Source organism: Bradyrhizobium sp. in8p8 (assembly GCF_000426845.1).
Taxonomy (GTDB): domain Bacteria; phylum Pseudomonadota; class Alphaproteobacteria; order Rhizobiales; family Xanthobacteraceae; genus Bradyrhizobium; species Bradyrhizobium japonicum_C.
On the sequence record NZ_AUGD01000001.1, the window covers coordinates 216,027 to 239,190 of the forward strand.

The window sequence follows — 23,164 nt, forward strand, 5'->3', positions numbered from 1 at the left end:
GCGGGCGTACAGCGCCAAGCGCCTCATTTCAGACGGATTTCAGACATGACGCAGGTCGATCACACCCGTATGGCCAACGCGATCCGCGGCCTTTCGATGGATGCTGTCGAGAAGGCAAAATCGGGCCATCCCGGCCTGCCGATGGGCGCCGCCGACATCGCCACGGTGCTGTTCACGCAGTTCCTGAAGTTCGACATCAATGCGACCGACTGGCCGGACCGCGACCGCTTCGTGCTGTCGGCCGGCCATGGCTCGATGCTGCTCTATTCGCTGCTCCATCTCCTCGGCAGCCCCGAGATGACGATCGACCAGCTCAAGGATTTCCGCCAGCTGGGATCGCTGACCCCGGGCCATCCCGAACACGGCCACACCAAGGGCATCGAGACCACCACCGGTCCGCTCGGCCAGGGCATCTCGACCGCGGTCGGCATGGCGCTCGCGGAGAAGATGCTCGCCGCCGAGTTCGGCAAGAAGATCGTCGATCACCACACCTACGTGCTCGCCTCCGACGGCGACCTGATGGAAGGCGTGTCGCAGGAAGCGATCGCAATGGCCGGCCATTGGAAGCTCAACAAGCTGATCGTGCTCTACGACGACAACGGCATCTCGATCGACGGCCCGACCTCGATCGCCGATTCCGTCGACCAGGTGAAGCGCTTCAAGTCGGCGGGGTGGGCCGCGGAGAAGATCGACGGCCATGACCAGGCCGCGATCGCCGACGCCATCACACGCGCGAAGAAATCGAGCAAGCCGACGCTGATCGCCTGCCGCACCACCATCGGCTTCGGCGCCCCGACCAAGGCCGGCACGTCGAAAGTGCACGGCGAGGCGCTCGGCGCCGACGAGCTCAAGGGCGCCAAGGAGAAGCTCGGCATCTCGCTGGAGCCGTTCTCGGTGCCTGATGACGTGCTGAAGGCGTGGCGCGCAGCGGGCAGCCGCGGCGCGGCTGCACGCCAGGAATGGGAAGCGCGGCTCGCCGAGCTCGGCAGCCGCAAGCGCGCCGAGTTCGAGCGCCGCCTGCGCCATGAGCGGCCAGCTTCGCTCGCCAAGGCCCTGCGCGCCTACAAGAAGGAGCTGCTGGAAAAGCCGATGACGGCGGCGACCCGCAAGTCCTCCGAAGCCGTGATCGAAGTGATTGCCGGCGCCATGCCGATGGAATTCCTCGCGGGCTCGGCCGACCTCACCGGCTCCAACAACAACAAGGCGAAGTCGGCGACGGCTTTCTCCGCGAAGACGCCGAAGGGCCGCTTCATCCATTACGGCATCCGCGAGCACGGCATGGCCGCGGCGATGAACGGCATCTTCCTGCATGGCGGCTTCGCGCCGAACGGCGCAACCTTCCTGGTGTTCACCGACTATGCGCGGCCTGCGATGCGCCTCGCCGCGCTGATGGGCGCCGGCGTCGTCTATGTGATGACGCACGATTCCATCGGCCTTGGCGAAGACGGCCCGACCCACCAGCCGGTCGAGCATCTCTCCGCGCTTCGCGCCATTCCGAACATGCGCGTGTTCCGTCCGTGCGATGCGATGGAGGTCGCCGAGTGCTGGGAGCTCGCGCTCAACCGCGTGGATGGCCCGACCGTGCTGGCGCTGACGCGGCAGAACCTGCCGCAGCTGCGTACCTCCGCGCCCAACGACAATCCTTGCCAGCACGGCGCCTACGAGCTGGTCGCAGCCCAGGGCGAAGCCAAGGCGACGCTGTTCGCGTCCGGTTCCGAAGTGGAGATGGCGGTCGCCGCCCAGAAGCAGCTTGCCGAGCGCGGCATTCCGACACGCGTGGTTTCAGTGCCCTCGCTCGAGCTCTTGTTAGCGCAACCAAAGGAACGCCGTGATGCGATCATCGGCAACGCGCCGATCAAGGTCGCGATCGAGGCCGCCGTGCGCTGGGGCTGGGACGCCGTGATCGGCCAGGATGGCGAATTTGTCGGCATGCACTCCTTCGGAGCCAGCGCGCCTCTCAACAAGATCTTCCAGCACTTCGGCATTACCGCCGAGGCTGCAGTTAACGCTGTGCTGAAGCGCATTTCCTGAGAGTTGAGCTTGCCGCAAAAAAGGACTACGTAATCCCTCATATGATCAAGCACCGCCCGGCCGAACCGGGCGCACGCCCCTAAAAAACCCTCGCAGGCGCGTATAGCGCGTTGTGCGGGATGACAACGGTCATTGAAGGAGACGAAACATGGCAGTCCGGGTCGGAATTAACGGTTTTGGTCGCATCGGCCGCAACGTCCTTCGGGCCATCGCCGAGTCGGGGCGCAAGGACATCGAGGTCGTCGGCATCAACGATCTCGGCCCGGTAGAGACCAACGCGCATCTGCTCCGTTTCGACAGCGTCCATGGCCGCTTCCCCGGCACCGTCACCGTCGATGGCGACTCGATCAATCTCGGCAGCGGCAAGATCAAGGTGACCTCCGAGCGCGATCCCTCGAAGCTGCCGTGGAAGGATCTCGGCGTCGACATCGCGCTGGAATGCACCGGCATCTTCACCTCGAAGGACAAGGCCTCCGCGCACCTGACCGCCGGCGCCAAGCGCGTGCTGGTCTCCGCGCCCGCCGACGGCGCCGACGCCACCATCGTCTACGGCGTCAACCACGAGACGCTGACCAAGGATCACCTGGTCGTCTCCAACGGCTCCTGCACCACCAACTGTCTCGCTCCGGTCGCCAAGGTGCTGAACGATCTCGTCGGCATCGAGACCGGCTTCATGACGACGATCCATGCCTATACCGGCGACCAGCCGACGCTGGACACGCTGCACAAGGACCTTTACCGCGGCCGCGCCGCTGCGATGTCGATGATCCCGACCTCGACCGGCGCCGCGAAAGCGATCGGTCTCGTGCTGCCCGAGCTGAAGGGCAAGCTCGACGGCGTCGCGATCCGCGTGCCGACCCCGAACGTCTCGGTGGTCGACCTCAAGATCGTCGCCAAGCGCGCCACCGACGCCAAGGAAATCAACGCCGCGATGAAGCGCGCCAGCGAGCAGCAGCTCAAGGGCATCCTCGGCTACACCAGCGCGCCGAACGTCTCGATCGACTTCAACCACGATCCGCACTCCTCGACCTTCCACGAGGACCAGACCAAGGTTCAGAACGGCACGCTGGTGCGGGTGATGTCCTGGTACGACAACGAGTGGGGCTTCTCGAACCGCATGGCGGACACCGCCGTCGCGATGGCGAAGGTGATCTGACCTTCGCAGCGACTTCGTCATTCCGGGATGGCGCGAAGGACCAGACCCGGAAGCTCGAGATTCTCCGGGGCGCAATTGCGCACCATGGTTCGGTGCCAGCGCGCCGCCCCGGAATGACCTCCTAGAGGCCCGGGACAAGGAAGCGTCCGATGACCAACACATTCCGCACCCTCGACGACGTCGACGTGAAGGGCAAGCGCGTATTGCTGCGCGTCGACCTCAACGTGCCCATGGAGAACGGGCGCGTCACTGACGCCACCCGGCTCGAACGCGTCGCGCCGACCATCACGGAGATCGCCGGCAAGGGCGGCAGGGTCATTCTGCTCGCGCATTTCGGCCGGCCGAAGGGACGCGATGCCAAGGACTCGCTCAAGCCCGTCGCCGAAGCGCTGGCCAGGGTCGTGAAGAAGCCGGTCGCCTTCGCCGAGGATTGCATCGGCGAGCCGCCGGCCAAGGCCGTCGCCGGCCTGAAGGACGGCGACATCCTGTGCCTGGAAAACACCCGCTTCCACAAGGAAGAGGAAAAGAACGATTCCGCCTTCGTCGCGGAGCTCGCCAAGCTCGGCGACATCTGGGTCAACGACGCGTTCTCGGCCGCACACCGCGCCCACGCCTCGACCGAGGGCCTCGGCCACAAGCTGCCGGCCTATGCCGGCCGCACAATGCAGGCCGAGCTGGACGCACTGGAGAAAGCGCTGGGCTCGCCGACCAAGCCCGTGATCGCGATCATCGGCGGCGCGAAAGTCTCGACCAAGATCGACCTCCTGGAAAATCTCGTCACCAAGGTCGACGCGCTCGTGATCGGCGGCGGCATGGCCAATACCTTCCTGCACGCCCAGGGCGTCGCGGTCGGCAAGTCGCTGGCCGAGAAGGACCTGGCCGCCACCGCGCTGCGCATCATGGAGAAGGCGGACGCCGCCAATTGCGCCATCATTCTCCCCGTGGATGCTGTCGTCGCCTATCACTTCGCGGCCAACGCGCCGTCGCATGCCTATGGGCTCGATGCGATCCCCGCCGACGGCATGATCCTCGATGTCGGTCCGCAATCGATCGCGCGCGTCCACGCAGCGATCGATGATGCGGCAACCTTGGTGTGGAACGGACCGCTCGGGGCCTTCGAGATGCAGCCGTTCGACCGCGGCACGGTCGCGGCCGCCAAGCACGCCGCCGAGCGCACCAAAGCCAAGAAGCTGATCTCGATCGCGGGCGGCGGCGACACCGTCGCGGCGCTCAACCAGGCCCATGTGGCCGGTGACTTCACCTATGTGTCGACCGCCGGCGGCGCGTTCCTCGAATGGATGGAAGGCAAGCCCCTGCCCGGCGTCGAAGTTCTGCGCATCAAGTAAGCAAGCGGCCTCGCAGGCCCCAACGGGAGAAAAAGACAGATGGCTCGGATCACGTTACGTCAACTGCTCGACCACGCGGCGGAGAACGATTACGGCGTACCGGCCTTCAACATCAACAACATGGAGCAGGCGCTGGCGATCATGGACGCGGCCAACCAGGTCGATGCGCCCGTCATCATCCAGGCCTCGCGCGGCGCGCGTTCCTACGCCAACGACGTCATGCTCAAGCACATGATGGACGCGGTGACCGAAATCTATCCGCACATTCCGGTCTGCGTGCATCTCGATCACGGCAACGAGCCGGCGACCTGCATGACCGCGATCCAGGCCGGCTTCACCTCCGTGATGATGGACGGCTCGCTGAAGGCCGACGGCAAGACCCCCGGAGACTGGGAATACAATGTCGGCGTCACCAAGACGGTGACCGATATGGCCCATCTCGGCGGCATCTCGGTAGAGGGCGAGCTCGGCGTGCTCGGCTCGCTCGAGACCGGCATGGGCGACAAGGAAGACGGCCACGGCGCCGAAGGCAAGCTCAGCCACGACCAGCTCCTGACCAATCCTGACGAAGCCGTGAAGTTCGTCAGGGAGACCAAGGTCGACGCGCTCGCGATCGCGATGGGGACCTCGCACGGTGCCTACAAGTTCACCCGCAAGCCCGACGGCGACATCCTCGCCATGAACGTGATCGAGGAGATCCACCGCAAGCTGCCGAACACGCATCTGGTCATGCACGGCTCCTCCTCGGTGCCGCAGGAGCTCCAGGACATCATCAACGCCTATGGCGGCAAGATGAAGCCGACCTGGGGCGTGCCTGTTGCCGAGATCCAGCGCGGCATCAAGAACGGCGTGCGCAAGATCAATATCGACACCGACAACCGCATGGCGATGACCGGCCAGATCCGGAAAGTGCTCAAGGACAGCCCGGAGGAGTTCGATCCGCGCAAGTACCTGAAGCCCGCGATGGAAGCGATGACCAAGCTGTGCAAGCAGCGCCTGCAGGAATTCAACACCGCGGGGCAGGCTTCGAAGATCAAGAAGGTTCTGACGACGGCCGAAATGGCCAAGCGCTATGCCAAGGGTGAGCTCGATCCCCGCGTCGCGTAGCGATCGCGGAGGCGGCGTAAGGACCGCAGCACCGTCTTCCGTCATTCCGGGGCGCGCGTAGCGCGAGCCCGGAAATCCATGGTGCCACCATCGACGCGGATCAATGGATTCCGGGCTCGCGCCAAGCGGCGCGCCCCGGAAAAACCCGGTCTCCCCCCTTTACCTGCGACCAACGTTAACTCGGCAATTGCCCGAGAACGGTCTATTTTCCCGGGCAAGGGCAGAGTCGTTTTGGGAGACCTCTCGATGAATCTGACTGAGCTCAACAAGATCGCGACCGCGATGGTCGCGCCCGGCAAGGGCATCCTTGCCGCCGACGAATCCTCCGGCACCATCAAGAAGCGCTTCGATGCGATTGGCGTGGAATCCACCGAAGAGAACCGCCGTGACTATCGCGAGATGCTGTTTCGCGCCAAGGACGCGATGAGCCAGTACATCTCCGGCGTCATCCTCTATGACGAAACCATCTGGCAGAATGCCAAGGACGGCACGCCGCTGGTGAAGCTGATCGAGCAGAGCGGTGCCATTCCCGGCATCAAGGTCGACGAGGGCACGCAAGCCCTGCCGATGTGCCCGGGTGAAACAGTCACCGTCGGGCTCGACAGGCTCGCCGAGCGGCTGAAGAAATATCACGAGCGCGGCGCCCGCTTCGCCAAATGGCGCGCGGTGATCGACATCGGCAGCGGCACTGACGGCCGGGGCATCCCCTCGATGACCGCGATCAGCGTCAACGCCCACGCGCTGGCGCGCTATGCGGCGCTGTGCCAGGCGGCGCAGATCGTGCCGATCGTCGAGCCCGAGGTGCTGATGGATGGCGACCACGACATCGAGCGCTGCTATGAAGTGACGCAGCGCGTGCTCAACAAGACCTTCCAGGAGCTGCGCGTGCAGCGCGTCGCGCTGGAAGGCATGGTGCTGAAGCCGAACATGGCGATCGCAGGAAAGAAATGTCCGAAGCAGGCCTCCGTCGAAGAGGTCGCGGAGAAGACGATACGGCTGCTCAAATCCTGCGTGCCGGCGGCGGTGCCCGGAATCGCCTTCCTGTCCGGCGGCCAGTCCGACGAGGAGGCGACCGCGCATCTCAACGCCATGCACAGGCTCGGCCCGCTGCCCTGGGGGCTGACCTTCTCCTACGGCCGCGCGCTGCAGGCGGCGCCGCAGAAGGCCTGGTCCGGCAAGGCCGAGAACGTCGCCGCGGGGCAGCGCGCCTTCAGCCATCGCGCACGGATGAACGGCCTTGCTTCCACGGGCGAATGGCAAAGCAGCCTGGAACAGAAGGCAGCCTAGACCTTGTCGAACAAACCGCCCCCGCCGCGCCCGGCGCCGCGTCTCTACCTCGCGACGCCTGTGGTCGATGATCCCGCTGCGCTCGTCGCCGAGCTGCCGGGCCTGCTCGCCTCGGCCGACGTCGCCGCCGTGCTGCTGCGGCTGCAGGAGACCGACCAGCGCACCATGATCTCGCGGGTCAAGGCGCTGGCGCCGCCGGTGCAGAAGGCGGGCGCGGCACTCCTCGTCGACGGTCATCCGGACATCGTCGCGCGCGGCGGCGCTGACGGCGCGCATCTCACCGGCCTTGCCGCGCTGGAAGAGGCGGCGCCCTCGCTCAAGCCCGATCGCATCGCCGGCGTCGGCGGCCTCGCCACGCGTCACGATTCCATGAGCGCGGGCGAGATGGGCGCCGACTACGTGCTGTTCGGCGAGCCCGACGAGAACGGCCAGCGGCCGTCGTCCCAGGCCATCGCCGAACGGCTGGACTGGTGGGCCGAGCTGTTCGAGCCGCCCTGCGTCGGCTTTGCCGTTTCGCTGGAGGAGGCCTACGACTTCGCCGCGAGCGGCGCCGATTTCGTGCTGGTCGACTTCATCTGGACCGATCCGCGCGGGCCCAAGGCTGCGCTGATCGAAGTCGACGCCGCGATCAAGAAGGCCCACGCGACGGCGACCGCGAGCCAGAATCCTGCAGGCCAGGAGCACGGCTAGCGCCCGACATGAAGCTCCCCTGCATCACCCTGCTGGCCACGCTGCTGCTGACAGCGCCCGCGGTCGCGCAGCTTCAGATCGCGCCGCCGGCCACGACGCCGAGCGCACCGGCGGAGAAGCACAAGGCAAAACCGCCCGCGCCCGCCATGAAGAAAGAGGCAGCACCGGCGCCGAAACCTTCGGCCTCTCCCTCGCCCAAGCCGGCCGCGACCGTGATCCCCGCGCCGCCGCCAGACGATCCCAATGTCGACCTCGTCTACGGCGCCTATCAGCGCGGCCAGTACAAGACCGCCTTCGAGCTCGCCACCGCCCGTGCGCAAGCCGGCGATCCCAAGGCCATGACCATGCTCGGCGAGCTCTATTCCAACGCCATGGGCATCCGCCGCGACTACGCCAAGGCGGCCGAATGGTACAAGCGCGCCGCCGATGCCGGCGACCGCGAGGCGATGTTCGCGCTCGCCATGCTGCGCATCTCCGGCCGTGGCGGCACGGTCGACAAGAACGAGGCGGTCAGGCTGATGGCCTCCGCCGCCAAGCTCGGCGAGCCCAAGGCGGCCTATAATCTCGCGTTGCTCTACCTCGACGGCCAGACCTTGCCACAGGACGTCCGGCGCTCGGCGGAACTGCTGCGTCAGGCCGCCGATGCCGGCCTGCCCGAGGCGCAATACGCGCTGGCGACCTTCTACAAGGAAGGCACCGGCGTTCCAAAGGATCCTGAACGCGCGGTGCGGCTGCTCCAGGCCGCCTCACTGGCCGACAACGTCGATGCCGAGGTCGAATATGCCATCGCCATGTTCAACGGCACCGGCACGCCGAAGAACCAGCCCGCGGCCGTAGCCCTGCTCCGCAAGGCGTCGCGCCAGGGCAGCGCGATCGCACAGAACCGCCTGGCATGGGTGCTGATCAACGGCGCGGGCACACCCGTGGACAAGGTCGAGGGCTTCAAATGGCACCTGGTGGCCAAGACCGCCGGCAAGGGCGACCCGGAGCTCGACAAGCAATTGTCCGATCTGCCGGCCGAGGAACGGGCCAAGGCGGAGGCCGCCGCCAAGAAATGGCTCGGGACCAAATGACTTGACGTTGGGTCCCTCGCAGGGCACCCACTGCCTCGACCCGGCGGTTTTCGCGCCATTTCCCCCGTCCAAGTCCAGAGCCCATGCTGTACTCCGCCACTATCAACGTCATGGTCAAGGCCGCGCGCCGCGCCGGCCGCAGCCTCAAGCGCGATCTCGGCGAGATCGAGCATCTGCAGGTCTCGCTGAAGGGGCCGGCGAATTTCGTCTCTCTCGCCGACAAGCGCGCCGAGGAGATCCTCTACCAGGACCTCGCCAAGGCGCGGCCCGGCTACGGCTTCATCGGCGAGGAAGGCGGCACCCGCGAGGGCACGGACAAGAGCCACACCTGGATCGTCGATCCCCTCGACGGCACCACCAACTTCCTGCACGGCATCCCGCAATTCGCGATTTCGATCGGCCTCGCCCGCGAAGGCACGGTGATCGCCGGCGTGATCTACAACCCCGCCAATGACGAGCTCTACATCGCCGAGCGCGGCAAGGGTGCCTTCCTCAACGACCAGCGCCTGCGCGTGGCCGGCCGGCGCCAGCTGAACGAATGCGTGGTGGCCTGCGGCCTGCCCCATATCGGTCGCGGCGACCACGAGGAATTCCGCCGCGAGATGACCGCGATCCAGGACCGCGTCGCGGGCCTGCGCCGCTTCGGCGCCGCCTCGCTGGACCTCGCCTTCGTCGCCGCCGGCCGCCTCGATGGCTATTGGGAACGGAACTTGTCGCCCTGGGACATCGCGGCCGGACAGATCATGGTCAAGGAGGCCGGCGGCACAGTGAGCGACATCGACACGCCGGGTGATGCGCTGACCACAGGCCACGTCGTGTGCGGCAACGAATTCGTGCACGGGGAACTGGTGAAGATCTTGCGGAAAGCGGCGTAAGACGCGGCTTCTCGATCGTCGTTCCGGGGCGCGCCTCCTGGCGCTAACCCGGGAATCCATTCACCCGCATCCATTGTAGCTCGATGGGGCTCGCGTTGCGCGCGCCCGGAATGACGCACGAGGGCCTCAATGGCTCGTGTGCGCCCGCGCCGGCGGTCCTCCATAGGCCTTCTTGCCTTCATTGGCCGTCGCCGGCTCCCGGTCTCCGCCCAGCACGCGCTGCACCGAGACGAAGAACACCGGCACCATCAACAGCGCCAGGATCACCACGGCGATCATGCCGCCCATCACGACGCTTCCGAGCGCCTGCTGGCTGGCGCCGCCGGCGCCATGGGCAATCGCCATCGGCAGCACGCCGCAGATGAAGGCGAGGCCGGTCATCAGGATCGGGCGGAAGCGCAGGCGGCAGGCTTCGATGGTGGCTTCCACCAGCGGCTTGCCTTCTTTCCGCAGATCCTTCGCGAACTCGATGATCAGGATCGCGTCCTTCGCGGCGAGGCCGATGATGGTGATGAGGCCGACGGTGAAGTAGACGTCGTTGGGCAAGCCCCGCAGCATCGCCGCGGTCACCGCGCCGACGATGCCCAGCGGGACGGTGAGCAGCACCGCGAGCGGGATGGTCCAGCTTTCATAGAGTGCTGCGAGGCACAGGAACACCACGAACACGGACAGTGCCAACAGGAACGGCGCCTGCGAGCCCGACAGTTTTTCCTGCAGCGATTGTCCGGTCCATTCATAGCCGAAACCGCGCGGAAGCCTGTCGGCCAGTTGCTCCATCTCGGCGATCGCGTCGCCCGAGGTGAAGCCGGGCCTGGCTTCGCCGGAGATTCGCACCGCCGGATAATAGTTGAAGCCGGCGATCTGCGTCGGACCGCGCGCCCATTCCACCGTGGCAAAGGACGAGAACGGCACCAGCTGGCCACGGCTGTTCTTGACGTTGTAGTTGAGGATGTCCTCGGTCCGCATGCGGTCGCGGGCGTCGGCCTGCACCACGACGCGCTGCATGCGGCCGCGGTTCGGGAAGTCGTTGATGTAGTTGGAGCCCAGATTGGTCGAGATCGTGTTGTTGATGTCCTCGAAGGTGACACCGAAGGCGCCGGCCTTCTCGCGGTCGACCATGAGATTGACAACGCCCGCCTCTGGCAGGCCCTCGATATAGACCTTCTGAAGCACCGGGCTCGCATTGGCCTCCGCGATCAGCTGGTCGGCGGCGCGCATCAAGGCCGGATAACCCTTCTGGCCGCGGTCCTGCAGGCGGAACGAGAAGCCGGAGGAGTTGCCGAGATTGTCGATCGGCGGCGGCTGCAGCGCCGCGATCTTGGCGTCGCGGATCGACGAGCCCAGGTCGCGGTTGACGTCGTTGACGATCGCCGCGGCGGAATCCTGCGGTCCGCGCTCCGACCAATCCTTCAAGGTGATGAAGGCCTGCGCGGTGTTCATGCCCTGACCGGAGAAGCTGAAGCCCGTGAGGAAGGTGACGTCTTTGACGCCCGGCCGCGCGGCAAGGTATTTTTCGACCTTCTCGATCACGGCCTCGGTGCGGGCGTAGGACGAATCTGAAGGCGTTTGCACGTCGGTGGTGATGAAGCCCTGGTCGTCGACCGGCAGGAAGCCGCCGGGCAGGCTGACGAAGGCCCAGGACAGGCCGACCAGCAGCGCGGCATAGACCAGCATCAGCCGGCCGGTGCGCTTCAGCGAGAAGCCGACCGTCCCCTCGTAGCGAAATCGCGTGGCTTCCAGCGCGCGGTTGAACCAGCCGAATACGAAGTTGCTCGAATGAGCGTGTCCCTTGGCGACGGGCTTGAGCAGGGTCGCACAGAGCGCCGGGGTCAGCGACAGCGCGAGGAAGGCCGAGAAGCCGATCGCGGCGACCATGGTGACGGAGAACTGGCGGTAGATGATGCCGACCGAGCCCGGGAAGAACGCCATGGGCACGAACACCGCCATCAGCACCAAGGTGATGCCGATGATGGCGCCGGTGATCTGCGACATCGCCTTGCGTGTCGCTTCCTTCGGCGGCAGGCCTTCCTCGGCCATGATGCGCTCGACGTTCTCGACCACGACGATGGCGTCGTCGACGAGAATTCCGACCGCGAGCACCATGCCGAACATCGAGAGCATGTTGATGGAGTAGCCGGCGAGCAGCAGCGTGGTACAGGCGCCGAGCAGCGCCACCGGGACCACGATGGTCGGGATAATGGTGTAGCGGATGTTCTGGAGGAACAGGAACATCACCACGAACACCAGCACCACGGCTTCCACCAGCGTCGTCAGCACCTTCTTGATCGAGGCCTCGACCACGGGCGTGATGTTGTAGGGGATCTCGTAGGTGATGTTGGCCGGGAAGAAGCGCGACAGCTCCTTCATCTTGGCTTCGACCGCGCTCGCGGTCGCCAGCGCATTGCCGGTCGGCGACATCAGCACCGACAGACCCGCGGTCGGCTTGCCGTTGAGGCGTGTGTTGAACTGGTAGCTGAGGCCGCCGACCTCGACGCGCGCGACATCGCGCAGGCGCACGGTCGAGCCGTCGGCATTGGCTCGCAGGATGATGGCGCCGAACTCGTCGGGCGAGGAGAGTTGGCCCTTGACCAGCACAAGCGCCGAAGTGCGTTGGTTGGACGTCGAAGGCTCCGCACCAATGCTGCCCGAGGCCACCTGCGCGTTCTGCGCGGCGATGGCCTTGTTTACGTCATCGGCGGTCAGCCCATAGCCGACGAGCTTGGCCGGATCGACCCAGACGCGAAGGGAGCGCTCCGTCGAGTACAGCGTGGCGCGGCCGACGCCGGGAATGCGGCGGATCTCACCCAGCACGTTACGAATCATGAAGTCGCCGAGGCCGACCTCGTCCAGGCTGCCGTCGGTCGAGCTTAGCGTGATGATCTGAAGCACCGCGCTGGAGGCTTCCTCGATCAGGATGCCCTGCTGCATCACCGCGCGCGGAAGGCGCGCCTCGACGCGCTTGATGCGGTTCTGCACCTCGACCGAGGCGTCGTTGGTATCGGTGCCCGGCTGGAAATTGGCGATGATCTCGACCTGTCCGAGCGAGTCGCTGGTCGATTCGAAGTTGAGGATGCCGGATGCGCCGTTGAGCTCCTCTTCGATCAGCCGCGTGACGCTGTTGTAGAGGTTTTCCGGCGAGGCGCCGGGATAGCTGGTCGAGATGGAGATCGATGGCGGCGCGATGATCGGGTATTGCGCGATCGGCAGCAGCGGCACCGCAATCGCGCCGATCAAGCAGATGAACAGCGCGACGACCCAGGCGAAAATAGGCCTGTCGATGAAGAAACTCGGCATTTGCCGCTCTACCCTCGTTGTTTCACTGCGTTCTCACAGCGAGGGCGCGGAACGCGCGTTTCACCATGAGGGCCCGGCTGTCCTCGGTCGCCATCCTTCGAGACACCCGCTGTGGCAGGCTCCCCAGGATGCCGAAGGCACCCGCGGAGCTGTCCGTTACCGCGTGACCTGCTGCTGGGCGTGCCGGTTATCCGCGGTCGCGCCCACCTCCGACCAGGGCTGAGGCTGCACCTTGTCGCCGGCTGCGAACTTCTGGAACCCTTCGACCACGACCTTGTCGCCGGCCTTCAGGCCTTCGGTAACGAACCAGAGTCCGTCCTGCACCGAACCTGTGCGCACCGCCTGTACCGCGATATGGTTATCGTCCTTGACGACGAATACCTCGCTGCCACCGCCGCCGTTGCGCTGGACCGCCTGCTGCGGCACCGCAATCGCATCGGAATCGAGACCCTGTTCGATGCGGACACGGACATACATGCCCGGCAGCAATTCGCGTTTGGGGTTGGGGAACTCGCCGCGCAACGTCACCTGCCCGGTGTGGGCGTCGACCTTGGCGTCGGAAAACAGCAGCTTGCCCTCAAGGGAATAGATGGTGTTGTCGTCGAGCACCAGGCGCACCTTGGCGGTATCCGAGGCGATGCGCTCGAGGTCGCCGGTCTCGAAGGAACGGCGGAGCTGATTCAGTTCGTTCACCGATTGGGTGAAGTCGGCGTAGATCGGATCGAGCTGCTGGATCGTGGCGAGATTGGTCTCGTTCTGCACGGCGAGTGCACCCTCGCTGACCAGCGCCGCACCGACCACGCCGTCGATCGGCGCACGCACGGTCGCATAATCGAGATTGAGCTTTGCCCGGGCGAGCTCAGCCTTGCGGCCCTCGACTTCGGCATGGGCCTGGCGCTCGGCTGCGATCGCCTTCTCATTCTCGGCTTCCGGAGCAGCGCGATCCTTGGTGAGGGTCGCGATGCGATGTGCCTGCTGCCTGGCCTGCATCAATGCCGCCTCAGCCTTGGCAAGCGCGGCCTCATTGGCCATCACCTCGACCTCGAAGGGGCGCGGATCGATGCGATAGAGCGGATCGCCCGCCTTTACCTCGCTACCCTGCCGGAACAGACGCGCAACCACGATGCCGGACACGCGCGGCCGCACGTCCGACACCCGCGTCGGTGCGATGCGGCCCGGCAGTTCGCGGACCACGGACCGCGGCTGCGGCTTGACGACGACCACGCTGACATCGGGGGCCACCGGCTGGGCTGCGGAAATGGCGGAGCTGGATTCGTCGCAAGCACCGAGTAGCGGCGTAAGGGCCGCGAGCATCAATGCAACGCATGCCGATCGCGCGCGAAGTCCTGACATGAAGTGTAGTGCCCCGATATTGTTGATACTGATCGCGCTCCGCGTGGGCCCATTCTGGGCCTCTCTGCGGCGGCCGGTACCTTCAAAATAGAATGGACTTGCTGCGACGCAACGCGTATCGCGGGCGGCTCATTGTCACACGACGCAAGTCATTGAAATCACGAAGGTTTGGCCAAGTCACTCGATTGTGAGTCCAGTTCCATCGCCGCGTGCTGCGACGGAACATCGCAATCAGTCGGCGGCTTTCATCCGATAGTGGCTGATTCCCCATTCAGTTCCCCCAGCATAGCCGAACAAGCCTGATGTCGCGAGGAGGAACCAGCGCCAGCGACGCATCAACCGGGCGGTCTCCTCGCCATAGACCCTGCGCAGGCACACCTCGATCGCGCCGCGACGCGCATCGAAATTGGCGAGCCAGTCGTTGGCGGTGCGCTGATAGTGCGTACCGCTCCAGCACCATTCCTTCTCGATCGCAAAGATGTCGTCGAATTGCCTGACGAGATGATGGCTCGGCATTAGCCCGCCCGTGAAGACATGCTGCGCGATCCCGCCGTCGCGATCGGACCGGTCGAACAGATCGGACCCGGTGCGATGGGTTGCGATGTGCATCAAGAAGCGCCCGTCGGGCGCGAGCCATGAGTGCAAGCGCGTCAGCAGCTTGCGCCAGTTCATCATCCGCTCGAACGTCTCCACCGAGACGATGCGGTCGAATTGGCCGTTGGGCGCGAACACGTTCATGTCCGCCGCAACCACACGCAGGTTCAGCAAACCGCGCTGCTCTGCCTGCTCCTCGACATACGCGCGCTGCGCCTGCGAGGTCGCTACCGCCGTCACCTTGGCGTGCGGAAACTGCCGGGCCATCCAAAGCGACAAGGAGCCCCAGCCGCAGCCGAGCTCCAGGATGGTCTGCCCGTCGGCGAGACCGGCATGCTCGACGGTCTGGCGCAGCGCCTCCTCCTCGGCTTCCTGCAGGGTGGTCGCAGTGGTCTTGTAGAAGCCGCAGGAGTACTTCCGGTTCGGGCCGAGCACCTCCGCGGAGAGGGCCACGGGCACATCGTTACGCCCGGCCTCCGGTTGCTCGGCGATCGGCCGCAGCATCATCCGGCCGGCAAAGGCGGCATCGGCGGCGGCGTCATGGCCGGCAAGGCGCATGGCGGTGCGGGAGCACAGCCGCTGGATCGCGGCGCGCATCACCACATCCGGTAGCGGCACGCGTTCGGCAGTCCCGATGATCGCGGAAACGACGCTCATGCGGCCCCAGAATGTCGAGCTTGCAGTCACCTGCTTATCAAAGCGCCGCTTCCGGCCCGGGTTCCGAGGGGCTGTCCCCGAAATCGGCGCATCCGGCGCTTTTTTTGGGCTGGCGCTGTGCCATAGTGCGCACTGCAAGCAAGCTTACGTAACGGATGATACCGGCCATGCCGTCTGGCACTTCCCGCTCCACCATGGATATCGAGTACACCAAGCTGTCCTCGCCCAGCGTCTTCCTGGTGCGGATGCTGGTCTTCCTGGTGCTCTGCGCGCTGGTAAGCGTGGTGCTCTACAAACAGATTATCCAGGCCTTCTTCGCCAATCCCGGGCTCAACGCCCTGATCGGGGCCGTGCTGTTCATCGGCATCGTGCTGGCCTTCCGCCAGGTCATCCGGCTCTATCCCGAGGTCTCCTGGGTCAACAATTTCCGCATCGCCGATCCGGGCCTTGCGCCGGCCCGGCACCCAAAACTGCTGGCGCCGATGGCGGCCATCCTCGGCGGCGAGCGCTCTGGGCGGATGACGATCACCCAGACCACGATGCGGCATCTGCTCGATTCCATCGCGACGCGCCTGGACGAGGCCCGCGACATCTCGCGGTACATGACCGGCCTCCTGGTCTTCCTCGGCCTGCTCGGCACCTTCTGGGGTCTGATCGAGACGGTCGGCTCGGTCGGCAAGGTCATCGACGGGCTCAAGGTCGGGGGCGATTCCGGGGCGCTGTTCGACACGCTGAAGGAGGGCCTCGCCGCCCCGCTCGGCGGCATGGGCATCTCGTTCTCCAGCTCCCTGTTCGGACTTGCCGGCTCGCTGGTCCTCGGTTTCCTCGACCTGCAGTCGAGCCAGGCGCAGAACCGCTTCTACACCGACCTCGAAGACTGGCTTGCCACCACCGTGCGCGAATATGGCGGCAGCGAGGTGCCTGCCGCCTCCGGCGGGGGCGTCGCCAGCGGCGAGCTCCAGGCCGCGGTGGAGCGGCTGCGCTCGGTGCTGGAAGAAGGCAGCGGCAGCCGCGGCACCACGGCGGCGATGGCGAGCCTTGCCGAAGCGATCCAGGCGCTGGTCTCGCACATGCGCACCGAGCAGCAGATGATCCGCGAATGGGCCGACGGTCAGGGCGAGCAGAACCGCGAGATCCGGCGCCTGCTGGAGCGGATCGCGCGCCAGCCTGAGAAGAGTTAGCAGCTAGACGAAAGAAGCGACCATGGCTCTTGCCCGCGCCCGCCGCAGCGAAGGCGGCCTCAATTACTGGCCCGGCTTCGTCGATGCGCTGTCGACGCTGGTTCTGTCGATCGTATTCCTGCTGTCCGTGTTCCTGGTCGTGCAGTTCTTCCTGTCGCAGGAGGTCACCGGCAAGGACAAGGCGCTGGAGCAGCTTAATGCCAAGATCGCGCAGCTCAACGAGCTGCTCTCGCTCGAGAAGCTGGGCAAGCTTACGCTCGACGACCAGGTCTCGCAGCTGAAAGCCGGCCTCGCCTCGGCCGAGAGCGAGCGCGACCGCATCAAGGGTCTCTACGATGGCCTCGCCGCCGCCGGGAACGACGCGCAAGGCAAGACGGCGGAGCTCGGCAAGGCGCTGGACTCGGAGAAGGCGGTCTCGGCACGGGCACTTGCCCAGATCGAGGTGCTGAACCAGCAGATCAGTGCGCTCAGGCGGCAATTGGCGGCGCTGGAAGAAGCGCTCGATGCCTCTGAAAAGCGGGACAAGGAATCGCAGAACCGGATCGCCGATCTGGGATCGCGCCTCAACGTCGCCCTGGCGCAGCGCGTGCAGGAATTATCGCGCTACCGCTCCGAATTCTTCGGCCGCCTGCGTGCCATCCTCGGCAACCGCCCCGACATCCGTATCGTTGGCGACCGCTTCGTGTTCCAGTCCGAAGTCTTCTTCGACACCGGACAGGCGATGCTGCTGCCCGAGGGCCGCGCCGAGCTCGACACGCTGGCGGCCGCGCTGATCGAGCTCGACAAGAAGATCCCGAGCGAGATTCCCTGGGTGCTGCGCGTCGACGGCCACACCGACGTGCGGCCGGTGAGCGGCGCGAACTTCAAGTCGAACTGGGATCTGTCGGCGGCCCGCTCCATCTCGGTGGTGCAGTACCTGATCTCGCTCGGCGTGCCCGCCCAGCGCCTCGTCGCGGCCGGCTTCGGCGAATTCCAGCCGCTCGATCCCGGCAACAGCGAGGAAGCCTACAAGCGCAACCGCCGCATCGAGCTGAAGCTGACGGAGCGGTAGTGGCGTCAGATACATCCCGCTTCGTCATTGCCGGGCTTGACCCGGCAATCCATCAGGAGGGATTCTTTTCCAAATGAATGGATGGCCGGGTCAAGCCCGGCCATGACGAGTCAATCCCGATGATCCAACTCCGCCCCTATCGCTCTGAGGACGAGGCCGCCGCAATCGACCTTTGGCATCGCACCTGGCAGCAGGCCTACCCGCAGATCGACTTTGCGGCGCGGCTCGAATGGTGGCGCGGGCGCTGGCGCAAAGACCTGGTGCCGAAGGCCGCGATCGTGGTGGCGGAGCTTGACGGCGCGCTGATCGGGTTCGTCACCATCGATGGCGAAGGCTATCTCGACCAGCTCGTGGTTGATCCCGTCCATTGGGGAACAGACGCGGCAAGGCTGCTGGTGGACGAGGCCAAGCGGCTGTCAGCTTCAGGGGTCACGCTTCTCGTCAACAAGGACAATGCCCGCGCCATCCGCTTCTACGAGCGCAACGGCTTCGCCCATGCAGGCGACGATGTGAACCCGACCTCGGGCCGGCCGGTGCTGAAGATGGAATGGAAGCCGTAGGCTTCCTCTCCAACGCTGCCCGCCTCACGCCCCCTCGAACTGCAGCCTCGCCAGCCTCGCATAAAGCCCGTTCGCAGCGACGAGCTCGGCATGCGTGCCCTGCTCGACGATCTTGCCCTGGTCCATCACCAGGATGCGGTCGCAGGACAGCACGGTTGCAAGGCGATGCGCGATGACGAGCGTGGTACGGTGGCGCATCAGCTCTTCCAGAGCGGTCTGCACCAGCGTCTCGCTTTCGGCGTCCAGGGCGGAGGTGGCTTCATCAAGCAGCAGGAGCGGCGCATCGCGCAGGATGGCGCGGGCGATGGCGATGCGCTGACGCTGGCCGCCGGACAGCGTCACGCCGCGCTCGCCGAGCGCCGTCTCGAAACCCTCCGGCAGGCGGCGGATGAACTCGGCGGCGTGCGCGAGCTCGGCGGCGCGCTCGACCTCCGCATCGGTCGCATCGGGCCGGCCGAAGCGAATGTTCTCGCGGGCACTTGCCGCGAACACCACGGATTCCTGCGGCACCAGCGCGATGCGGGCGCGGAAATCGCGCGGATCGGCGGATTTGACCGGTACGCCGTCGAGCGAGATCGTTCCGCTGCGCGGATCGTAGAAGCGCAGCAAGAGATGAAAGATCGTGCTTTTGCCGGCGCCCGAGGGACCAACGATCGCGACCTTCTCGCCGGGGCGCACGGTGAACGACACGGCATCGAGCACCTTGACGTCGCGCCGCGCCGGATAGGCGAAGCTGACCTGCTCGAAACCGACCTCGCCGCGCGCCGGCACCGGCAGCGCAAGCGGCGCCGCGGGCGCGGTGATCTCGGGCTTCACGTGCAGGATCTCGAACAGGCGCTCGGCCGCGCCCGATGCCGCCGAGACCTCGCCCCAGACCTCGCTGAGCTGGCCGAGGCCGGCCGCGGCGAACACCGCGTAAAGCACGAACTGACCGAGCCGGCCCGGCGTGATCGCGCCGGAGAGCACGTCATGCGAGCCGATCCAGAGGATCGCGACCACGCTCGCGAACACGATGAAGATGATGATGGCCGTGAGCACGGCGCGGGCCTGGGTCGAGGTGCGCGCAGCTTCATAGGCCTGTTCCACCTCGCCACCGAAACGCTTCTGGGCAAATTGCTCGCTGGTATAGGCCTGCACGGTTCGGATCGCGCCGACCAGTTCGCCGGCATAGGCGGAGGCGTCGGCGAGGGTGTCCTGCGCATTGCGCGACAGGCGGCGCACCCAGCGCCCGAAGGCGACCAGCGGCAGCACGATGAGAGGAATGGCCAGCAGCACGAAGCCAGAAAGTTTCGGGCTCGTGATCACCATCATCGCGGCGGCGCCCAGAAACATCATGAGGTTGCGCAGCGCGATCGACACGGAGGCGCCGACCGCCGATTTGAGCTGGGTGGTGTCGGCAGTGAGCCGCGAGATCAGCTCGCCGCTGCGCGCCGAATCGAAGAAGGCGGGCGACAGCGACAGCAGATGGCCGAAGACGTCGCGCCTGAGGTCGGCGACGATGCGCTCGCCGATCGTCATCACGAGGTAGTAGCGCGCCGCGCTCGCGAGCGCGAGCACGGCGACCACCGCCAGCATCACCGAGAAGTAGCTGTTGATCAGCTCGATGCCCTCGGGCGTCAGGCCGAAATCGATCATGCGGCGCACCGCGATCGGCACCAGCAGCGTGGTCAGCGCGGCAACCGTGAGCGCGACGAAGGCCAGCGCCGCCCGGCCGCGATAGCGGCTCACATAGGGCGCGAGCGCCAGCAACGGCCGGAGCTTTGCGCGTCCCTTGGCCGGCTGCTCGATCAGCTCATCCTCGATCGATGGCGTGTCCGCGACGTTCATTTCGGGCCGATCGACATATTGGTCATCAAGCCGTTCCACTGCGCTCATGAGATTCGACCCGTTGCATGCGTTCGCTCCCAATTAGGCCGGTGCGCTGGTAGTGGCAAATCCGGGATGTCCCTTAGGGGCAAACCCCGCTTCAACAGGCCGGCACAGCTTGTTTTGCCTGATTTCGTGAGGTATAGAGCCGCCCAAATCCGTCATTCGCTAGCCACCCAAGAAGGCGCCGGAGCGCCGAGGAATTGCCATGAAAGCCGAAATTCATCCAGATTATCATACGATTAAAGTCGTCATGACCGACGGAACCGAGTACCTGACCCGCTCGACCTGGGGCAAGGAAGGCGACACGCTGAACCTCGATATCGACCCGAAGTCGCACCCGGCCTGGACCGGCGGCTCCGCGCAGATCATGGACCGCGGCGGCCGCGTCTCGCGCTTCCAGAAGAAGTTTTCGGGCTTTCTCAAAAAGGACTGAGCCGGCCGCAAGGCTGGAGACGAAAAACGCCCCTGAGGAAATCAGGGGCGTTTTTGTTTTGGGGCCGGCGTCATCGCGAGGAGCTCGCGACAAACAAAATTGCGGAGCAATTTGCGCTGATGCGGCGAAGCAATCCACACTTCCTCCGCAGAGGGATTTCCGGATTGCTTCGCGCGCTCGCAATGGCGACGGACAGACGCTACCGCTCGAACGCGGCCTTCAGCGCGTTGAGTTGCGGCACCAGAGGGTTGCCGATCGCTGCATGCTCGGTCGGCGGGGTGTGGATCGTGCTGTCGAGGCGGCGCACGCGGGTCTGCAGGCTCATCGAGCGATGGATCAGGTCCTGGAGCTGGGAGGGCAGCTTCTCGATGGTGTCGGCGGGACCGGGATCGGCGGCGGTGAGCTTGACCTTGGTCTTCTCGCGGTTGGCCTGGCTCAGCGTCATCTCGCCCTCCTTCACGGCGCGATGCAGCAGCAGCCACGAGGCGAGCTGCATCAGACGCGTGGTGAGGCGCATGCTCTCTGTCGCGTAGGTCAGGCTGACGGCGCGATCGAGCGCCTTGGCTTCGATGCGGCCGGCGCCGTCGAGATAGGCAGCGGTTTCCTCGACGAGGTCCATGCCCTCACGGAACAGGTTGCCGAAGGCTGCAGAGTTGGTGAACCGCTCGCTGAGTTGAACGAGAGCGCCGTCGGCCTGCAAACGTTCCATGGTTAACGCCTCTTACGCAACTGTTTGACTGTCCGGCTTTGGCGCCGGCTTATGATAAACAAATCATTGCGCGAGCGGGACGCGGAGTCCAGTGACAAGCGCAGATATGGTTTCCGCGGGTCGCTCCCCGGGAATTCAACCGCAACGAGATGCAAAAACGCAAAAAAGAGCCGCCGGAAGACCGGCGGCTTTGAAAGTTGATAACAGGGAGGCGTCAAACAGAGTGGACAGGAGCCACTCGGTGTCCAAACGAGGACAGTTCCAGTCATAAACCCGAAAGCTTAATTCGAAGTAAACGAGCTAATTTTTTGAGACTTCGTTAGCCATGTCGGCCAGTGGCCGAGCCGAGGTCTTGCGCTCCAACGCAGTGCGGCACGAACGCTATCACTGTCATTCCGGGGCGCGACGCCGTCGCGAGCCCGGAATCCATAATCACGAGTGGATGCAGCGGCCCGCCTTGTCAGGTGCCCGTTTCGATTTCCTGGGGTGATGGATTCCGGGCTCGGCGCCGACGCGCCGCCCCGGAATGACTGTGAAGAGATTACGACTTGAAAATACTGTTCGCCGCATCGCGTGAGGCGCGCTTCTTTGCGGCCGCTTCTTCCAGTCGTGCGATCTCGGTCTTGAGCAGCATGACGCGTTCGGTCAGTTCCTCGACTGACAACAGCGAGAGATCTTGACCGATTTCATGGCTGATCTTCTTGCGCGGGCGGTCGTCGTCTTCGATCGGCATCCTCGTTCCTCCTGCGTTCGCGCCGGACCATGACCGAGGCGGTTGCCAGCTTGGATGGCGCTGGCTAAGCAAGGGCCTCGCTTTCATCCCGCACCTTTGCCCAAGGACACATCATGGACAAGCTGCCCGCGCAAATGACCGTGGTCGCCATCTCCAAGCCCGGCGGACCGGAGGTGCTGGTGCCGGAACAACGGGCGCTGCCGCAGCCCGGTCCCGACGAGATCCTGGTCAAGGTCGAGGCTGCCGGCGTCAACCGGCCCGACGTGGCGCAGCGCTCCGGTGCCTATCCGCCGCCGCCCGGCGCCAGCGACTTGCCAGGCCTGGAGATTGCGGGCGAAGTGGTCACGGTCGGCAGCAATGCCAAGCGGCACAAGATCGGCGACAAGGTGATGTCGCTGGTCGCCGGCGGCGGCTATGCGCAGTACTGCATCGCCCAGGATGCCCAGGCGATGAGCGTGCCGCCGGCACTGTCGATCAAGGAGGCCGGCGCGCTGCCGGAAACCCTGATGACGGTCTGGCACAACGTGTTCGAGCGCGGCGGCCTCAAGGCCGGCGAGACGCTGCTGATCCATGGCGGCTCCTCCGGCATCGGCACCATGGCGATCCAGCTTGCCAAGGCATTCGGCGCGAAGGTGTTCGTCACGGTGGGATCGCAGGACAAGATCGACGCCTGCCTCAAGCTGGGTGCCGACCGCGCCATCAATTACAAGACCGAGGATTTCGTCGCCGTGGTCAAGGCTGAGACCAACAACGTTGGTGTCAACCTGATCCTCGACATGGTCGCCGGCGACTATGTCGATCGCAACTATGATGCTGCGGCGGTCGACGGCCGCATCGTCCAGATCGCGACCCTCAACGGCCCGAAGGTCAGCGTCAACATCGCCAAGGTGATGGTCAAGCGCCTGACCCATACCGGCTCGACTCTGCGCCCCCGTAGTAATGCGGACAAGGCGGCGATGGTGGCTGCGATCGAAGAGAAAGTGATGCCGCTCTTGCGCGAAGGCCGCATCAAGCCGGTCATGGACAGCACTTTCCCGCTGGAAAAGGCGGCGGATGCTCACCGGCGCATGGAGACGAGCGCACATATTGGCAAAATTGTGTTGGAGGTCTAGGCCATCGGCCCAGCGGGCAGGGCGGAAACCCTTTGATTTCCCTCGCTTTCGTG

Annotated in this window: 19 protein-coding genes; 13 read left to right on the plus strand and 6 right to left on the minus strand. The window is 65.4% G+C overall.

All coding sequences use genetic code 11. The features are described 5' to 3' along the window. Positions 1-45 precede the first annotated feature (45 nt). The 8 genes from tkt to K408_RS0101085 all read left to right on the plus strand — a co-directional run bounded on the left by tkt (position 46) and on the right by K408_RS0101085 (position 9,565). Positions 46-2,031, plus strand: a complete 1,986-nt coding sequence (gene tkt / locus K408_RS0101050; RefSeq protein ID WP_024337567.1) for a transketolase — start codon at positions 46-48, stop codon at positions 2,029-2,031. A gap of 148 nt (positions 2,032-2,179) precedes the next feature. Beyond that, positions 2,180-3,187: a type I glyceraldehyde-3-phosphate dehydrogenase gene (gap, locus tag K408_RS0101055; RefSeq protein WP_024337566.1), complete on the plus strand. Its 1,008-nt coding sequence runs from the start codon at positions 2,180-2,182 to the stop codon at positions 3,185-3,187. A gap of 149 nt (positions 3,188-3,336) precedes the next feature. Next, on the plus strand, positions 3,337-4,533 hold the full coding sequence (locus K408_RS0101060) for a phosphoglycerate kinase (RefSeq protein WP_024337565.1): 1,197 nt from the start codon (positions 3,337-3,339) through the stop codon (positions 4,531-4,533). A 39-nt stretch (positions 4,534-4,572) separates the two neighbouring features. After that, positions 4,573-5,640, plus strand: a complete 1,068-nt coding sequence (gene fba / locus K408_RS0101065; RefSeq protein WP_024337564.1) for a class II fructose-bisphosphate aldolase — start codon at positions 4,573-4,575, stop codon at positions 5,638-5,640. Between the two features lie 246 nt (positions 5,641-5,886). Continuing rightward, on the plus strand, positions 5,887-6,927 hold the full coding sequence (locus K408_RS0101070) for a class I fructose-bisphosphate aldolase (protein ID WP_024337563.1): 1,041 nt from the start codon (positions 5,887-5,889) through the stop codon (positions 6,925-6,927). 3 nt (positions 6,928-6,930) lie between these two features. Continuing rightward, a complete protein-coding gene (locus K408_RS0101075; protein ID WP_024337562.1) occupies positions 6,931-7,617 on the plus strand; it encodes a thiamine phosphate synthase in 687 nt (228 codons plus the stop codon). Positions 7,618-7,625: 8 nt separating this feature from the next. Next, positions 7,626-8,690 carry a tetratricopeptide repeat protein gene (locus K408_RS0101080; RefSeq protein ID WP_024337561.1) on the plus strand — a complete coding sequence of 355 codons (1,065 nt, stop codon included), beginning with the start codon at positions 7,626-7,628 and terminating at the stop codon, positions 8,688-8,690. 83 nt (positions 8,691-8,773) lie between these two features. Then, positions 8,774-9,565, plus strand: a complete 792-nt coding sequence (locus tag K408_RS0101085; protein WP_024337560.1) for an inositol monophosphatase family protein — start codon at positions 8,774-8,776, stop codon at positions 9,563-9,565. Positions 9,566-9,691: 126 nt separating this feature from the next. Here the strand turns inward: K408_RS0101085 and K408_RS0101090 are convergent, their stop codons facing one another. The 3 genes from K408_RS0101090 to K408_RS0101100 form a co-directional block, all read right to left on the minus strand. Next, positions 9,692-12,859: a multidrug efflux RND transporter permease subunit gene (locus tag K408_RS0101090; protein ID WP_024337559.1), complete on the minus strand. Its 3,168-nt coding sequence runs from the start codon at positions 12,857-12,859 to the stop codon at positions 9,692-9,694. A 156-nt stretch (positions 12,860-13,015) separates the two neighbouring features. Beyond that, positions 13,016-14,212 carry an efflux RND transporter periplasmic adaptor subunit gene (locus tag K408_RS0101095; RefSeq protein ID WP_029673928.1) on the minus strand — a complete coding sequence of 399 codons (1,197 nt, stop codon included), beginning with the start codon at positions 14,210-14,212 and terminating at the stop codon, positions 13,016-13,018. Between the two features lie 231 nt (positions 14,213-14,443). Continuing rightward, positions 14,444-15,463, minus strand: a complete 1,020-nt coding sequence (locus K408_RS0101100) for an SAM-dependent methyltransferase (RefSeq protein ID WP_024337557.1) — start codon at positions 15,461-15,463, stop codon at positions 14,444-14,446. 167 nt (positions 15,464-15,630) lie between these two features. Here K408_RS0101100 and K408_RS0101105 point away from each other — a divergent pair, with 167 nt between their 5' ends. The 3 genes from K408_RS0101105 (at position 15,631) to K408_RS0101115 (ending at position 18,255) form a co-directional block, all read left to right on the plus strand. Further along, positions 15,631-16,644 carry a flagellar motor protein MotA gene (locus K408_RS0101105; protein ID WP_024337556.1) on the plus strand — a complete coding sequence of 338 codons (1,014 nt, stop codon included), beginning with the start codon at positions 15,631-15,633 and terminating at the stop codon, positions 16,642-16,644. Positions 16,645-16,666: 22 nt separating this feature from the next. Next, positions 16,667-17,695, plus strand: coding sequence for a peptidoglycan -binding protein (locus K408_RS0101110; RefSeq protein ID WP_024337555.1), 1,029 nt, complete (start codon positions 16,667-16,669; stop codon positions 17,693-17,695). A gap of 119 nt (positions 17,696-17,814) precedes the next feature. Continuing rightward, positions 17,815-18,255, plus strand: a complete 441-nt coding sequence (locus tag K408_RS0101115) for a GNAT family N-acetyltransferase (protein WP_029673927.1) — start codon at positions 17,815-17,817, stop codon at positions 18,253-18,255. A 24-nt stretch (positions 18,256-18,279) separates the two neighbouring features. On the opposite strand, the gene K408_RS0101120 is transcribed toward K408_RS0101115, so the two are convergent. Then, positions 18,280-20,130: an ABC transporter ATP-binding protein/permease gene (locus tag K408_RS0101120; RefSeq protein WP_024337553.1), complete on the minus strand. Its 1,851-nt coding sequence runs from the start codon at positions 20,128-20,130 to the stop codon at positions 18,280-18,282. A gap of 199 nt (positions 20,131-20,329) precedes the next feature. Between K408_RS0101120 and rpmE the strand changes: the two genes are divergently transcribed. Then, positions 20,330-20,557 carry a 50S ribosomal protein L31 gene (rpmE, locus tag K408_RS0101125; RefSeq protein ID WP_024337552.1) on the plus strand — a complete coding sequence of 76 codons (228 nt, stop codon included), beginning with the start codon at positions 20,330-20,332 and terminating at the stop codon, positions 20,555-20,557. A gap of 199 nt (positions 20,558-20,756) precedes the next feature. Here the strand turns inward: rpmE and rcdA are convergent, their stop codons facing one another. Both rcdA and K408_RS0101135 read right to left on the minus strand, forming a co-directional pair. Further along, positions 20,757-21,266 carry a protease adaptor protein RcdA gene (rcdA, locus tag K408_RS0101130; RefSeq protein ID WP_024337551.1) on the minus strand — a complete coding sequence of 170 codons (510 nt, stop codon included), beginning with the start codon at positions 21,264-21,266 and terminating at the stop codon, positions 20,757-20,759. Between the two features lie 541 nt (positions 21,267-21,807). After that, entirely contained in the window at positions 21,808-21,999 is a 192-nt protein-coding gene (locus tag K408_RS0101135) for a DUF1192 domain-containing protein (protein WP_024337550.1), read from the minus strand. 113 nt (positions 22,000-22,112) lie between these two features. On the opposite strand from K408_RS0101135, the gene K408_RS0101140 reads away from it, so the two are divergent. After that, positions 22,113-23,111, plus strand: a complete 999-nt coding sequence (locus K408_RS0101140) for an NAD(P)H-quinone oxidoreductase (RefSeq protein WP_024337549.1) — start codon at positions 22,113-22,115, stop codon at positions 23,109-23,111. The last annotated feature ends 53 nt before the right edge of the window (positions 23,112-23,164 follow it).